General features: G+C 43.1%; 12 protein-coding genes and 4 tRNA genes. 10 read left to right on the top strand and 6 right to left on the bottom strand.

Translation table 11 applies throughout. The features are described 5' to 3' along the window. The first annotated feature begins 242 nt into the window (after window positions 1–242). The 3 genes from NT178_17980 (at window position 243) to NT178_17970 (ending at window position 4,465) form a co-directional block, all read left to right on the top strand. Complete coding sequence (locus NT178_17980; protein ID MCX5814407.1) at window positions 243–1,937, top strand: glutamine--tRNA ligase/YqeY domain fusion protein; 1,695 nt, start codon at window positions 243–245, stop codon at window positions 1,935–1,937. A 72-nt stretch (window positions 1,938–2,009) separates the two neighbouring features. After that, on the top strand, window positions 2,010–3,488 hold the full coding sequence (locus NT178_17975) for a glycosyltransferase family 2 protein (protein MCX5814406.1): 1,479 nt from the start codon (window positions 2,010–2,012) through the stop codon (window positions 3,486–3,488). Then, window positions 3,485–4,465 (top strand): DUF4922 domain-containing protein, encoded by a 981-nt coding sequence (locus tag NT178_17970; GenBank protein ID MCX5814405.1) that lies wholly within the window; start codon window positions 3,485–3,487, stop codon window positions 4,463–4,465. Before NT178_17975 ends, NT178_17970 begins: the two co-directional genes overlap by 4 nt. 70 nt (window positions 4,466–4,535) lie before the next feature. Here the strand turns inward: NT178_17970 and NT178_17965 are convergent, their stop codons facing one another. Both NT178_17965 and NT178_17960 read right to left on the bottom strand, forming a co-directional pair. Further along, window positions 4,536–5,060, bottom strand: coding sequence for a ferritin family protein (locus NT178_17965; GenBank protein MCX5814404.1), 525 nt, complete (start codon window positions 5,058–5,060; stop codon window positions 4,536–4,538). Between the two features lie 855 nt (window positions 5,061–5,915). Then, window positions 5,916–6,635, bottom strand: coding sequence for an RES family NAD+ phosphorylase (locus NT178_17960; GenBank protein ID MCX5814403.1), 720 nt, complete (start codon window positions 6,633–6,635; stop codon window positions 5,916–5,918). A gap of 72 nt (window positions 6,636–6,707) precedes the next feature. Here NT178_17960 and NT178_17955 point away from each other — a divergent pair, with 72 nt between their 5' ends. Beyond that, window positions 6,708–6,908 (top strand): hypothetical protein, encoded by a 201-nt coding sequence (locus NT178_17955; protein ID MCX5814402.1) that lies wholly within the window; start codon window positions 6,708–6,710, stop codon window positions 6,906–6,908. A 286-nt stretch (window positions 6,909–7,194) separates the two neighbouring features. On the opposite strand, the gene NT178_17950 is transcribed toward NT178_17955, so the two are convergent. Both NT178_17950 and NT178_17945 read right to left on the bottom strand, forming a co-directional pair. Then, window positions 7,195–7,497: a hypothetical protein gene (locus NT178_17950; GenBank protein MCX5814401.1), complete on the bottom strand. Its 303-nt coding sequence runs from the start codon at window positions 7,495–7,497 to the stop codon at window positions 7,195–7,197. Window positions 7,498–7,695: 198 nt separating this feature from the next. Beyond that, window positions 7,696–7,860: a hypothetical protein gene (locus tag NT178_17945; protein MCX5814400.1), complete on the bottom strand. Its 165-nt coding sequence runs from the start codon at window positions 7,858–7,860 to the stop codon at window positions 7,696–7,698. Between the two features lie 472 nt (window positions 7,861–8,332). Here NT178_17945 and NT178_17940 point away from each other — a divergent pair, with 472 nt between their 5' ends. The 3 genes from NT178_17940 to NT178_17930 all read left to right on the top strand — a co-directional run bounded on the left by NT178_17940 (window position 8,333) and on the right by NT178_17930 (window position 12,712). Then, a complete protein-coding gene (locus NT178_17940) occupies window positions 8,333–9,574 on the top strand; it encodes a plasmid replication initiation factor (GenBank protein MCX5814399.1) in 1,242 nt (413 codons plus the stop codon). Beyond that, on the top strand, window positions 9,574–11,064 hold the full coding sequence (locus tag NT178_17935) for a hypothetical protein (protein ID MCX5814398.1): 1,491 nt from the start codon (window positions 9,574–9,576) through the stop codon (window positions 11,062–11,064). Before NT178_17940 ends, NT178_17935 begins: the two co-directional genes overlap by 1 nt. Before the next feature lie 346 nt (window positions 11,065–11,410). Continuing rightward, a complete protein-coding gene (locus NT178_17930) occupies window positions 11,411–12,712 on the top strand; it encodes a tyrosine-type recombinase/integrase (protein MCX5814397.1) in 1,302 nt (433 codons plus the stop codon). Window positions 12,713–12,728: 16 nt separating this feature from the next. Here the strand turns inward: NT178_17930 and NT178_17925 are convergent. Together NT178_17925 and NT178_17920 are read right to left on the bottom strand one after the other, a co-directional pair. Next, window positions 12,729–12,804 (bottom strand) — tRNA-Gly (locus tag NT178_17925). A gap of 94 nt (window positions 12,805–12,898) precedes the next feature. Then, window positions 12,899–14,446, bottom strand: a complete 1,548-nt coding sequence (locus NT178_17920; GenBank protein MCX5814396.1) for a fused MFS/spermidine synthase — start codon at window positions 14,444–14,446, stop codon at window positions 12,899–12,901. A gap of 374 nt (window positions 14,447–14,820) precedes the next feature. On the opposite strand from NT178_17920, the gene NT178_17915 reads away from it, so the two are divergent. The 3 genes from NT178_17915 (at window position 14,821) to NT178_17905 (ending at window position 15,215) form a co-directional block, all read left to right on the top strand. Continuing rightward, a tRNA-Tyr gene (locus NT178_17915) sits at window positions 14,821–14,905 on the top strand. A gap of 122 nt (window positions 14,906–15,027) precedes the next feature. Next, window positions 15,028–15,104, top strand: a tRNA-Gly gene (locus NT178_17910). Window positions 15,105–15,142: 38 nt separating this feature from the next. Further along, window positions 15,143–15,215: transfer RNA gene (locus tag NT178_17905), tRNA-Thr, on the top strand.

The raw sequence follows: 15,215 nt of genomic DNA, 5'->3' as shown, positions 1-15,215 counted from the left end.
TTATATGAAGAAGTATTTTTGTAAATTATTTTAATAAGATAAAATAACAAAAATAGACTATCCTTTCAACCGTTAATGTTCAAAGACATTGATTAATTATGTATTGAACAATGCCTGATAAAAATAAAAGGGTCCTAAACATGACTATTGAAAAACTCAGCTTACTGTCTGAAACAGCGTTTTCTTGAAAGAGGAAGCTGTATGTGGTAAGAATTTAATAAAGGTTGAAGGAGTTTATAAATATGACACAAACGGATATTTCTTCCCCAACGGATTTTATTCGTGACATTATCGAGGATGACTTCAGGACAAGCAAACACGCAGGCCGTGTTGCTGTGCGCTTTCCGCCAGAACCGAACGGTTATCTGCATATTGGACATGCAAAATCAATCTGCCTTAATTTTGGAATTGCTGCTCAGTATAAAGGCACCTGTAACCTACGGCTGGATGATACAGATCCGAGTGGAGAATCGCTGGAATATGTGACATCGATTATTAACGATATTCGCTGGCTGGGATTCGACTGGGATGACCGTCTGTTCTATGCCTCTGACTATTTTGAGCAATTGTACAATTTTGCCGTACAACTCATTAAATCCGGAAAGGCCTATGTTTGCAGCCTGACGCCGGATCAGATGAGGGAGTATCGCGGTACGCTTGTTGAACCGGGCAGAGAGAGCCCCTATCGAAATCGTTCTGTTGAAGAGAACCTGGATCTCTTTTCCCGTATGCAAGCGGGTGAATTTGAGGACAGTGCCCATGTACTCCGGGCCAGAATAGATATGGCCTCTCCAAACATTGTTATGCGTGACCCCATCATCTACCGTATCAAAAGATCGCCCCACTACCGGACAGATACAAAATGGGTTATCTATCCTATGTACGACTTTGCCCATTGTCTTTCCGATTCTATCGAGAGAATCACCCATTCAATCTGTACCCTTGAGTTTGAGAATAATCGTCCTTTGTATGACTGGATTGTTGAACAGTTGATTGAAGGAGACCGGCCTAACCAGATAGAATTTGCGCGCCTCAATCTCAGCTATACAGTCCTCAGCAAACGCAAACTCATCGAATTAGTTGAAACAGAACGTGTAACAGGTTGGGATGATCCGCGTATGCCGACCATGGCCGGTATGAGAAGGCGCGGCTACACGCCGGAGGCAATCAGAAACTTTTGCGCAAAGATCGGTGTGGCAAAAAATGACAACCTTGTTGATATTTCCCTTCTTGAGCATTGCGTCCGTGAAGATTTAAACGAGAAAGCCCCGCGCGTGATGGGTGTCTTACGGCCCCTCCGGGTTATTATTGACAACTACCCGGAAGGACAGACTGAAGAATTTGAGTGCGCAAATCACCCCCAGAATCCATCTATGGGAACGAGGATGGTCCCTTTTTCCAGGGAGCTCTATATTGAGTGCGATGACTTTCATGAAACTCCTCCGAAGAAATACAAACGCCTTGGTCCCGGACGCGAGGTACGTCTGAGGAGTTCTTATATTGTGAAATTTGCAGGTATGGTCAAGGATGAAAAGACCGGTGAGATTACTGAAATCCACTGTACCTATGATCCACAGACACGAAACAGTCCTCCATCGGACGGGCGCAAGGTTGAAGGAGTTATCCACTGGGTATCGGCGCATCATGCCATTCCGGCGGAAATCCGCCTCTATGACCGTCTTTTCCAGATCCCCGATCCATCGGCAACAGATGGTGATTATAAAAATTATCTGAACAACGGGTCATTGGAAACCCTTCCCGCATGTTATGTAGAGAAAAGTCTGGTCAATGCCCTGCCCGGGGACATTTATCAGTTTGAAAGACTGGGCTATTTCTGTGTTGATTTGAGAGATGCTTTGCCCGAGAAGATTTTATTTAATCGAACCGTGCAGCTTCGCGATTCATGGGGCAAGGTTGCCGGTCAGGAGAAAGGATAGCTGCCGGCCTGCAATGTTTGCATACCCATTATCCTTTAATGATTACAACTGAGGTATTATGCGAGCTTTTAAATGAAGCCTCTTGCCGTAGTCACCCCCTACAGCCCGGAACCTTTTTTTGAGAAAACCCTGCTTGAGTTTGTAAAGTCGGATTTGGTCGAAGATGTCATGATTGTCAGTCAGGAAAGGGTTCAACTTAATGTGCCAGGGTGTCGTATCCTTGCGGCCGGTTCCCTTTTATCGCAGGAAACACTTGAGATTATTCTAAGTAATATCCAAACAGAATATCTTCTCCTATTACCAAAGCCCTTGTATATTTCTCTTGAACCTGATGCCCTGAATAGCGTTATGGAAGCATCCGCATACGCAAAGGCAGGTATTGTTTATGCGGATTTTTATGATGAAGACAGGAAGGGCAGGGACTTTCATCCATTGAATGATTACCAGTCAGGGAGTGTCCGCGATGACTTTGACTTCGGCGCCATGATGCTCCTTTCAGTTCCTGCTGTACGGAATGTCCTTGAAAAATACGGCCCCATGCCACATGTAAAATTTGCAGGGCTCTATGCGCTTCGGCTCAAGGTTTCCATAGATTATCCTGTTTATCACCTGAATGAGCCTCTCTATTCTGTAATCGAAAAAGATGAGACATCCGGTATTGAAAAGATATTTAACTACGTTGATCCAAGGAATGTTAATGTCCAGAAGGAAATGGAGATGGTCTTTACCGATTACCTGAGGAAGATAGGTGCCTATCTTCCTCCTTATTACTTCAGAGAGGCTGAGAAAGGGCCTCAATCATTCCCGGTGGAAGCCTCGGTTATCATACCCGTGCGAAACCGTGAAGCAACAATTGCCGAGGCTGTAAAGAGCGCCCTATCACAGGATGTAAAATTTTCATTCAACATCATTGTTGTAGATAATCACTCGACAGACGGGACCACTTCTGTCCTCTCCGATCTGGCCGAAGAGAATTCTGCAATAAGGCATATCATACCTGTAAGTACTGAACTTGGCATAGGCGGTTGCTGGAATGAGGCCATTTACAGCGAGAACTGCGGGCGTTATGCTGTCCAGCTCGATTCGGATGATCTTTACAGCAGCCCCCATGCACTCGGAAAGATCGTCCATATGCTCCGTGAAGGAAACTATGCCATGGTAATCGGTTCCTACACTATTGTTAATTTTGATCTTGAAGAAATTCCACCGGGGCTGATAGACCATCGTGAATGGACTGACGAGAACGGTCACAATAATGCTCTGCGCATCAACGGTCTTGGTGCTCCCAGGGCATTTGACACCGGTCTTATGCGTACTATGGGGTTTCTCAATGTGAGTTATGGTGAAGACTATACTGCTGCATTGAGGATATGCAGAGAATACCGGATCGGGAGGATTTATGAAAGCCTGTACCTTTGCAGGCGCTGGCCGGGGAATACCGACGCTGCGCTTGCAATTGTTGCTGTAAACCGCAACGATGCCTTTAAAGATAGGGTCAGAACCGATGAAATTCTTGCCCGGCAGAAGATGAATCAGGAAAAACCGAAATGAGCCGGATCTATGCAGTTTTCGACAGACAACAAGGCCCCGACTCCTTATCCGTTCTTTGCTGTGAACTATTGTCGGAACAAAAGGATACATGGCCCGATTGCCGGCAAGGTTATGCATATCTGGAAAACATTGCTGTGCGGGAAATAGCCTGCAATGGTTTTATTATCCGTGTCCAGCACAATCCCGGAAGAATAAAGAGTACCCTTGCCGATGTGGAAGAAAAAGGGATAAAAGAACGTCCCTGTTTCCTGTGCCTGAATAATCTTCCGGAAGAACAGAAGGGGATCATATACCGGAATGAATATTTGATCCTCTGTAATCCTGCGCCTGTTTTCCCTTCCCATTTTACCATCTGTCATAAAGAACATAGACCCCAGTCTATTACTGAGCATATTGATGCTCTTCTTCAGCTCATGGTTGACCTTGGCAGCGCCTGGACAGTCCTCTATAACGGGCCGAAATGCGGCGCATCCGCGCCTGACCACCTCCACTTTCAGGCAGTCCGGTCAGGACAGATGCCAATTGAAAAGGAGATTAAAGAGACAGGAAGGCTTAAAAAGATTACCAAAGTTAACGGTATACTACTCTCACGGGTCAGAAATGTCGGACGGGAGATCATTGTAGCTGAAGGAGATAACCCGGTGTCCCTTGCAGCCGCATTCGGGATAATCCTTTCGACCCTGAAAATAATCCTCTCTGCTGATGTTGAGCCCATGATAAATGTCGCCGGATTCTATAGCAGAAAGAGATTGTACATTGCGATCTTCCCCCGCGCCAAACACCGCCCCGACGCATTTTTCAAGGAAGGCGACGGCCGGCTTATGGTCAGCCCTGCTGTGGTTGAAATGGGAGGTATATTGGTTACCCCTGTGGAAAAGGATTTTGAAGATATGAATGCATCAATCGCAGAGGACATATTCCGGGAAGTATCTTTAGACGGCAAGATTTTAGACAAGGTTTTTAATTCTATAACATAGGGGTCTCTGAAATACGGCAAACAAAAACCACCGGTTTGAGCGGTGGCGTATTGGTTCGACATCGGGGGCATTATCCGCCATCTAACGAATGGTGCTCTGCTTTCATGAACCATGAAGCCGGATCAGTAAAATATTCTTCGGCATCTTTTAAGGAAAGGTAGTGTTCATTTTCTATCATGGCAAGAAGCTCAAAAAATTCTTTTTCCCTTGGGTTTGTTACTACATCGCATAATTGCCAATAGAATTTTGCGCCTTTTTCTTCAAAGTCAACGGCGATTTTTATTGCCTCAAGGTCGCCAGCATCCGGTTTTGCTATTTTATCAATGTTCTTGATCGTATTGATAAAAACATTTTTGATATTCGTGTTATTAACCGAAAGCGGTATTGTCTCCGGCCATTTATCCTGCTTTTCCCACTTGCCGTGAAGCTCTTTCAGGCGCTCATAGTGCTCAAGTTCATCATCGGCTATTCTTTGAAACATGGCTTTGCCGAGAGGATTATTGGTCTTCTCGGCATGTTTAAGATAGAATTCACGCTCGGAAGACTCATTCTTTAATGCTGTTTCCAATGCATTAAGCCGTTCTTTTTCATCCATGATTAGTTCTCCTTTAATAAGAGGATCATTAAAACATTCTGAATATTTTTCTCAGATTTTATAAGTATAGGCTTCAAAACACCATTGGTCAAGTCAGCCTAAATCAGAGCAAACGCATTTGAAAATTATGTGTCTTACACTATTCCCCTAAACTCCCGCCACACTCTGCTTGCCCTTTCACCGACATGTTTCATCGTAACCCTAAAGATCATTACTTGCCATATGACACAAATACAGGCGGGGCAATTCACTTCCGCTCACTTCCCGAACTTTTTCTTAGCTTCAGACAGCGGGAACCGGCCTGAACTCGGCACTGGCCGTAGGCTCGCTTCAGTTTATCGTAGTTTAACTGTATGTCCGTGAAAACGGGGGAAGATCAAGGGGTTAAATGGAGCGGGCAGCGGGGATCGAACGGATAAGGTAAGAAAAGATTAGAACCCCGTAAGATACTAATATATTGCACAATAACAGAATGTTAGCTCTCTTTTTGGTGTGTCAAAAGTCCAACGAAGTATGATGAAATTCAGTGGAATAAAGAGTTAATAGAGACAGTATGGGGACAGTTCTCATCAAGGTTGCCTTCCTGCCAAAGATGGAAATTGACTTGGAGGAAATTTCTACTCGTGACAGGATAATTAGGAATTGTTTCACTGCAAATCGCGCATAGGGCCTTTTGGTTTTGATCGTGAATTATGGGAAGAAATGTTTGTTGTTTTATGGACAGCACCATATTTGAAAAAACAAGATATGACCCAAAGCTTTTTATAATGACTCAATTATATAACCTATTGTGAAACTATTAACATTCTGTGTTTACCCGTTTGTTATGTAATTTAATTTATTTATTTTACTTTTTTACTTTACAGGGTATGAGTTGCCAGCTTTTTTAAATGATAATGAAATACTTTCTACTTTAAACAAATGTAGATACACCAATTTAGCTGACTCAACATTAAATAATACAACATTGTATCCTTCGCCAAGCATGCTTTTATATATAATGCCATCAAAGCCGTTACATTTAAATAACTCAGCTATTATTTGAGTTGGAACATAATCGGCCATTTTATCATTTTTTGTCACTGGTTGCGAAAATGCATTGTCAATATAACTCCAAACTGCCTGTTCCCGTTCATCTGGGTTCGGTTCTTCAAGACATATTGGCCTTTTATTATGATAAACAGAGCAATCAATTAATATCATATCTTTTTTTGTTTTGAATTGACCTAATGAAATTAATGAACCATACCGAGGTCTAACTTCAGCCATGGCCGTTTTATCTTTTGTAGCAGTGTACAAGTAAGGGATTCCTTTAGGGTTGGCTCGGCCTTCTAATGCTTCGTTAATAAGGGGTGTCATTCTTTGAGGAAGGCATGGTGCTTCTACATCATCAATATATTCTCCATCTTGATAAAAAGGTATCGATCCGTGGCTAATTTGAGCTCGCCATAGATTACTATTTTTAAGTAATTTTCTTTTTCTGCTACTACTTGTTTCTAAAACTGTTTGAAGGAAGTTATCAACTTTAACATCTCGAAAATATCTGTTTTGTTTTTTTACAGCTTCTTCAAACATCCAAAAGCTTTGCCAACTGTCGAAATGTTTCATTCTATCTTTTCAAGAATAAGTATATCCATCGGTGGGATCTTGAAGCTTGTAAAATTTATGCGTCTGGTATTGCCCAATAACCTCGATACGGCATTTATCTCGAACAAGTTCATGAACATTTCACAGTTTTTTCAGTCATTTGGTGGAGTGGTTGTCTTGCTTCTTTCGAACAAAATCCCTAATAAGGCAAAGATAAGAATTGGAAATGCCCAAATTACGAAGGAATACAGGGGTAGATAGAGATAGATGCCCCTATTCTTTACAGTATGCGAAGAATGTAGATTAATTGATTTCGCGTCCTTAATATGCTCTATGAATTCCTGTTTACTTAGAAACTTCATGTTATCATCATGGTAAATAATACTCGACAAAATTGTAAAAGTGTCCCCCTTAACAGGTGTGCGGAGGGGCAGTTCAACGCTATAGTCTTCCGTCACGTAGTTGTACTTCATTACTTGGTAAGACACAATAATGATTGCGACTGACACGATTGACCAACCAATTATGAGGAGCTTTATCCAAGTTTTCATGTTATCTCCTGGTCATTCAAAATCGTATCAGGGCTTTTAGTTCTTTTATTTATCTGCCATAAGCCAATAAAGAAAACTAAGGCGGCCAATATTGTGCCGACCAAAATTACAAGCACTGGAGGCACCCAAATCATAGTTTCGTTCATCTTGAGTTCAGCTGAAACTTGCTCGAAAATATCACCTTTGCACAAGAGTTGATTTCGGTAAACCGCATAAGAAAGAACACCGGTAACGGTTAGAAGAAGAATTGAGATGAGGAGAATAAAATTAGTTGCAACCTTTCTCTGTTTGTTATTCATTCTACTTTCCTGTCACGTAGCAATTTAATTCATTCTATTGCCTTCTAAGAAATTCTATACCTATTCATGAAAAAATGACAGATATTTTATTATGCATTATCATGATCTTACACAATAAAACCTATTTTTTATTAAGGTGTTTACAATTTGATAATAATAAATAGAAATGCAACAAAACTTTTCTGCTTTTATCCCTCCTCAATTGCCAAATGAAACATTGTATTTCCTTCGAACTCCCATGTTCGTTAACTTCAGAAGAAAGGAATAAACTTTTACCTGAATGATAAGCGCCTCCTGCGAGTTATCCACGGTCATCCCCAGCCCCCACCAGCCGGCGGGATGGCTGTGGATAACTTCGCTCAATACCTCCTCCAACATCACAGGAGTAAAAAATATTCAGTTCATCGAAGTACAGCCAGGTACAAATAAAACCATTAGAGTCAAACAGCGATAACCTGCTGAATTATCGAACTAAATTTCCTGAAAATGTTGCTTGACACAGTGATTCAGATAGATGTAATTTATACTTACCTGAAGGCGTTTAAATTGTTTAAGCGCTGTTATAGGTAACATAATTACAAACCTGTAGCTTGGAGGATATTATACGAACAAACTAAATTGAAAGCAGGGGACTAAAAATAAAATAAAATTAAAATGCGCCCAAACTAACACTAAAAAAACGACAATTATAGCGCTTAAAAAACTTTATGAAATATTAAGGGTGCCAAAAATAAAATCAATCAAACTACCCTATTATTTAAAACGTAAATCTATTAAATTAAACTTCTAAGATAACAAACAAGCCACAGGCAACTTCTAAAAAAGGGGTAGTTCTATGGCAAATTTATTTCCTGATGAAGTTTTACGTTCCGTTCCTCCCGGCAACACGGTCGTGGTTTCCGGCTCTGCCGGTGCCACGTCCGGGACGCCGGGCAAGTCTTACAGCATGATGGAACCTGTAACACATCATGCTTCAACCCCACATGTTGAACAATTCCAGTTTCTCCTGTGTGGCATTGATTCACTTGATCTTGGTGTATATGTCACATGGGGGCCGGACTGGAAACGACGCCTGCACTTGCTTGACAAAAAGAAACAACGGGCCAGGAAAGAGGGCGGTCTGCTTATCGGTCTGCCTTCAGGAAGAAACTGTATCTTTAAGCCTGGCGGCAAGGGTGAGAACTACCGTTTTCATCTCCAGTTTGAAGAGTATAATCTTTTTATCGGCAAAGCTGCCCGGTCAGGATCATCCCCGAACGTCTATCTGTCCATAGCTGCCAAGACGCTTTGGTACAACGGCATTGAAACCGCTTTATCCTGGATCACCGAAGACCTCAAGGCAATAGGCGGCGGATCAGTCCAATTTATAAAGGTCAGCCGTGTCGATCTCTGCTGTGATTTCTGGATTTCTGGTGGGCTCTCATACGAATTCCTGCTTTCCCATAAGGTCACCCGCAACGATAAAGGCAAACTCTTCCTGGATAAGAATGACTTGCAAACATATTATGTAGCCGATGCCAAGTCCCCTATCCAGCTGCGTATATACAACAAAGGACTGGAAGTTCAAAAGGGCGGAACAAAGCTATGGTTCCTGGATTTATGGAAACGTGATTCAACAGAAGATATCTGGCGGATAGAATTTCAAGTTCGCCGTCCTGCACTCAAACAATTCGACATTAACTCCCTTGATGATCTGAAAGAGAAACAAGCCGGGTTGTGGCTCCATCTCACGTCGAAATGGTTCTCTCTCCGTCTTCCGGATAATGAGAAGGCCGAGCGGAAAACAATTCACCCCTTCTGGCGTGCTGTTCAGGAATGCTTCACTAAAAATGATCCTGACAGTGAGATAAAACGTGTTTACAGGTCAGTGGGAGCCACATCGCCTGAATGGCACCTTTCCCATATTGACGGCTGTCTCTCCTCCTTTGCTGCGCTCCTGGGAATAACAAACCGTGATGATGCCCTGCATGAACTGCAAAGCCGTTTAATGAGGCGCAATAATGCCACGGACTTTCAAACTGCCTGTATCAAGAAAGCCATTCAGCGCGGGACGCTGTCGGATGGAGGTGACCGGTAATGGAATCCTTCAACGAATCCTCACTTTCAGCCTACTTTCCCGGACTCGTGGAAGTGTGTAGCGATGATGACGGGCAACTGGTCTATGCGATCCGCAAGAAAGGACAACTTGTACTTGAAAAGGAGTACATCACAGAAACAGAAAGCTTCTCCATCCCTGAGAAAAAACATTTCCAGTTTACCATTCCACGTGCTGCCGAAGTCTTGCGCTACTTCGGCCAGGAAGATACAACACTCTATGACGATCTGCTGTCCTACCTGAAACGGTTCTCCGCTCTGGACGAGGAACAGTGGGCCATTGTTGCCCACTATGTTTTCCTCACCTATCTACATGATCACCACGATATTGACTACTGTGCATATATTCTCTTCAATGCCGTACCGGAACGGGGCAAGAGCAGAACCGGCAAGTCCATCATATATGTTGCATTTCGCGGTATCCATCTTTTTGAACTCCGGGAAGCCACGATTTTCCGCTATAGCCAGAACCTCCATGGGACACTGTTCCTTGATCTGATTGATATATCGAAGAAAGCTGAACGTGGTGGTTGTGATGACCTCCTGATCCTGAGGGCCGAAAAAGGTGGAAAGTGCAGCCGTGTCCAATACCCGGATCAAGGCGCCTTCAATGATACGGTGTTTTATGATATCTACGGTCCGACGATCATCTCCAGTAATGAACAGTTGTACAAAATACTTGAAACCCGCTGCCTGCCGATCATGATGCCGAACCGTCCAGGCAACTACGAGAACCCACGTCCTGAACTGGGCCTGGAACTAAAGGAGAGGCTAACCGCCTGGAGGGCGAAACATCTATTCACCACATTTTCAGACATAGAACCGATTGAAGGCATATCCGGCAGGCTGTGGGACATAACAAAACCCCTGTTCTTTGTTAACTCATTGCTGCCCGTTGACTCTCACATTCTGGAAGAATCAATCCTCGCCATTGCCGGTGAAAAGAATGAATCCAGGAAAGACTCCATCGAAGGTCGCCTGGTTGCTATTATTAAAGAGATAACTTCGGAGTTCGCGCTTGACCGTTTTGAAGAATGGAGTATCAAAACAGGCGATATACGCAAAAAATACAATGAGGGCAAACCCGAAGACCGGCACGCATCGTCGTCATGGATCGGCAAGCGGCTGAAGAGTATGAGCTTCCACAACCGGATTGTTCACGGTTACTCCGAAATTAAGATCACCTCTGATGAATATGCCACGATCCTTAAGCAATACGGACATGCTGCCCGAGAGTCCTCAAAGCCTACCCACCCTCTACCTGAAAAAACTGAACAGAATCAGCATGTTGTGAGAGAGGTAGAGGGTGGTAGAGAGTGTGCACCTGCACAGATTAACTTCAAGTCTACTGAGGAAAGGGAATTCTATTATGAAACATTACAAGCATTGCAGGACGAGGGGGGAAAGTCGCGGGAAGAAATAGAAACCTTGGTACAGAAAGCCCTGGAGGAATGGAGAAGATACGATGAATAGCCATTCTGAAAGCGAACTTCTGACGGTGGAACAATTCGCGCAGCGCTTCCAGGTTTCACGGACAACGGTCTTCGGCTGGTTGAAAAACGGTAGGCTCCGGGAAGGTGTTCATTATTTCCGAATCGACCGGATTCTACGGTTCCGCTGGCCCTTCTTCTTCAACGCCGAACCACCACCGCAAACAGACGTGAACCTTGAATATAAGTCGACGGCATCTGTGCGTCCCCCGGAGAAACGCCTCCGGGGAATTCCACCGGCCATAAACCTTGACTATTGATGATAATGGCGGTACCTTCTTCATGGACTAATACACACTGAAAGGAGGGCAATGTCATGAGGTGACATAATGAGACAGAAAAAAAGAAACATCACGCTTGATGCCCCAGTTCTCAAGCAGGGGAACATCAAGAGGCGTAAGGGATCAAACAAACTCTATGTGGATTTCTACTACTTTGGCAAACGGATCACTAAGTCAACGGAGCTTGACGACAACCCGGCCAATGAAATTAAAGTCAGGGAGTTTCTGGATAGAACAATGGAGCGGATAGAAAACGGTGCATTCAAATTTGCTGAGGCTTTTCCAGGTGCATCGGAAGCCGAAAAAGTGTACTTTACTCAGCATGAGGGTAGGGAATACCGTCCTGAACCCCACCAGGTGCTTTTTGGTGAGTATGCCAAGGAATGGATTGAGACAATATTGCCATCTTTCAGTTCTTCAACCAAAAGAAAAGATTACCGGGAAGCTATAGAGACGCGGATACTTCCATACTTCAAAAATGTCTCTTTCTACCAGATCACCAGCGCAACGGTTTTCATTTTCACCGAGACGCTTGTCCGGTCACAGGGGAGAGAAAAGGGAAAGCCACTTTCCACCAGCCGCAAGGTAAACGTCCTGATACCCTTACGGGCCATCTGGAACGATGCCTGCGATCATTACCGGTGGCTTTTGAAGAGCCCTTTTGATAACCTGAACAAGAGGCTTACGAAAACTGAGAAGAAAGAGCACGTTGTCATTCGTTTTGATGAATGGCTCCTGTTTCTGAAACATCTGGAAGCGTACTATCGGCCCATTGCAGAGATCATGATTTTAACCGGCATGATAAGTTCTGAAATTGGTGGACTGAGGAAAGAGGACATCGAGGGCAATTATATCAACGTTAAAAGCTCCTACGTTTTGGGGGAAGACAAGAAGAGCCTGAAGACGGCCTTCCGTAGACGGAAAATCCTCATTACCAGGGCAATAAGAGAACGGCTCGATACCATTCTCAAACGCTCCGATTCTTCCTATGTCTTCACCATGGAAGACGGCAAAAGATTCGACAGTAGTCGGTTCTGCAAAATATGGAAGAAGGCGGTAAAAGCGTCCGGGATTATTCACGTTACTTCCTATTCGGCGCGGCACTCCTTTGCGGCGTGGAGCCTGATAGTCGGGATTAACCCGCTACGACTCGTTAAGCTCATGGGCCATGCCAGCAAGCAAATGGTTTATGAAGTGTACGGGAATTACGTGGAGGGGCTGGAAAAGGATGGCGAGAAAATGCTCGAATATTTTGGCAGGGACTTCGTTTTCACCCAGAAAAGCAAATTCCCGGTTCCTTATGGGGACAGTACCGGGGACAGTCGTGAAAGGTTTGGACTAACACCTTGAATTTATTATGATTTATTGGAGCGGGCAGCGGGGATCGAACCCGCGGCATCAAGCTTGGGAAGCTTGCACTCTACCATCTGAGTTATGCCCGCATTGTTTATAATATTAAAAGATTTATGCCGGTAAATCAATATCTTTTACCTGAACATCATTTTATTTCATCATGCTTTATGTTCAATGTTCCTGTCAGCTCCTTCTGTATCCGAACCTTTCTTCAAAAACAGGAGCGATGAGGTTATCGATCGGTGCATAATCGTCTTTAATGATGATAGAATATCTATTGTTGATGAATTCTTCCATCAGATTTTCCGGTATAATGGCAGATGTGGCCTTACCTTCCATACGGCTCTTTATATGATCTGAAAAGTCCTTTATGTTAATACCGCCGTTACCTGCGACTACTATGAACGTGCTGATCTTAGTGTTTTTAAAGTCAGGGCTGACCGATATAAGATATACATTTTTTTGTCCGAAGACCTCCCGCAGTGTTTTTATATAGGAAGGCAGGAATGCCCCCTTTTGAAAATTGTCGATGATGTTTGACATGAGGATGCCGCCTAGATTCATAACCCCTTTGATCTGCTCCATAAATTCTTTTGTTGTCAGGTGGTAGGGGATGGAAAGATCGTTATATGCATCAGTGAAAACGATATCGTATTTTTCTTTGCAGTTCATTACATACCACCGGCCGTCTTCATTGTATGTTCTGATTTTTGTGTTTTTCGGCAATCCAAGGTTATTATAGACAATTTTTGTAACTTCCGGATCTATTTCCACAACATCTATTTGTGCGTTCGGATAAAAAACTTCCATGTATCTCGGAAAGGTATATCCACCCCCACCGATTGTGAGACTTTTAAAACTATCGTTTTTATTGAGTTTCCACTTCAGTACGTCAGTATATATTCTTTCATATTCATATTCTATATGAAGCGGATTGTTGAGCGCTACATAAGAATGTATCAGGTTGTCAAGGATCATGGCTTCAAGAGGCGTATTCTTGTCATGGCCGGTTGTCTTTGTAAGTTTTATGGTGTAATAATCGCTTTCTTTATAGAGATAGGTTTTATCTGAAAGAGGGATTTTATAAAGGAAGTAATGTATCCCCAAAATGCAAGGTGATGCAATAATAAGAAATATGATTGCCGACTTCTTTGTCTTAAACAGTGTGCCTGAAAATACTGCTGCAAGAATCAGTACTATCCCCATTGTTAAAATAATGCTTCTTGTCCCCATCCAGGAAATAAGCAAAAAACCTGTAGCAAATGTACCGATTATTGCCCCCAGAGTTGAAAAGGCATATATCTTGCCTATGACATTGCCTGCTTTGTCGAGGTTTTTCAGCGTCAGTCTCACTACAACAGGAGAAATGGTGCCGAGTATACAACCGGGTATAAAGAAAATTATTGAGGTAACGAGAAAAATACGCATCATCAAAGAGAGGGGAAAGCGGTATGCCGCAACGAGTGTTGTAAGCGGGATGATTGTAAGGGCTGCGACTCCCGACAATAACAAGAGCCACCCAAGTGTTTTTTTAGCAGGGAACCTGTCTACCAGTCTTCCACCGATATATGCACCTATGCTTATTCCTGCAAGAATAACCCCTATAATGCTTGTCCATGTATATATGGAAACGCCGACAAAAGGGGCCAATATACGGCCTGCTACCATCTCAATGACAAGACTGCAAAAACTCGCTATAAATGTAATTATGTATGCTTCTAACAGGCTCATTATTCAGGAACACCTCCGTTTTAATTTATAAAATATAATGCTAAGAGTTTTAGAAAACCCGTAGCTTATTAATTTTATGTTTTAATAACTTGTATTTCAAGTTATAGTATTAAAAGGGGTTTGTCAAACATTTTTGATCAATATTGAAGGATTGTGTATGAAATACTACAGGTTAAGCTTGGACAATGAAAAATGTTTCCAATGCAAAAATACTTCCAATACAATCGGGATTATAGTATAATAATTTAGACTTTTAAGGAAAAATTATATAACAAATATTGCTATTTGCACTTATCTTGTACTATAATAAACGTTTCGGCGCAGCTGATTTGTAATCAGCAGGTTGCGGGTTCGAGTCCCATCACCAGCTCCATGGAGAGGTTCCCGAGCGGCCAAAGGGGGCAGACTGTAAATCTGTTGGCTCAGCCTTCGGAGGTTCGATTCCTCCCCTCTCCACCATTTTTTTTGCAAATTTTGATTTGCAAAATTTGCAGTTATGAGTTTGCAGTTATGAGTTCTAAGTTTACAAAGATCATATATAAATAACTCAATACTCATAACTTAAGATAGAAATTGAGATTGCGGGAATAGCTCAGTTGGCTAGAGCATTAGCCTTCCAAGCTGAGGGTCGCGGGTTCGAATCCCGTTTCCCGCTCCAAAAATCCGGAGCGGGTTGAAACGTTGCCCGCTCCAAATGCCCGCGTAGCTCAGTCGGCAGAGCACTTCCTTGGTAAGGAAGTGGTCACCGGTTCAATTCCGGTCGTGGGCT

This window comes from Pseudomonadota bacterium (genome assembly GCA_026388255.1).
GTDB lineage: Bacteria > Desulfobacterota > Syntrophorhabdia > Syntrophorhabdales > Syntrophorhabdaceae > JAPLKB01.
This window is presented reverse-complemented; position numbering and strand designations above follow the sequence as displayed.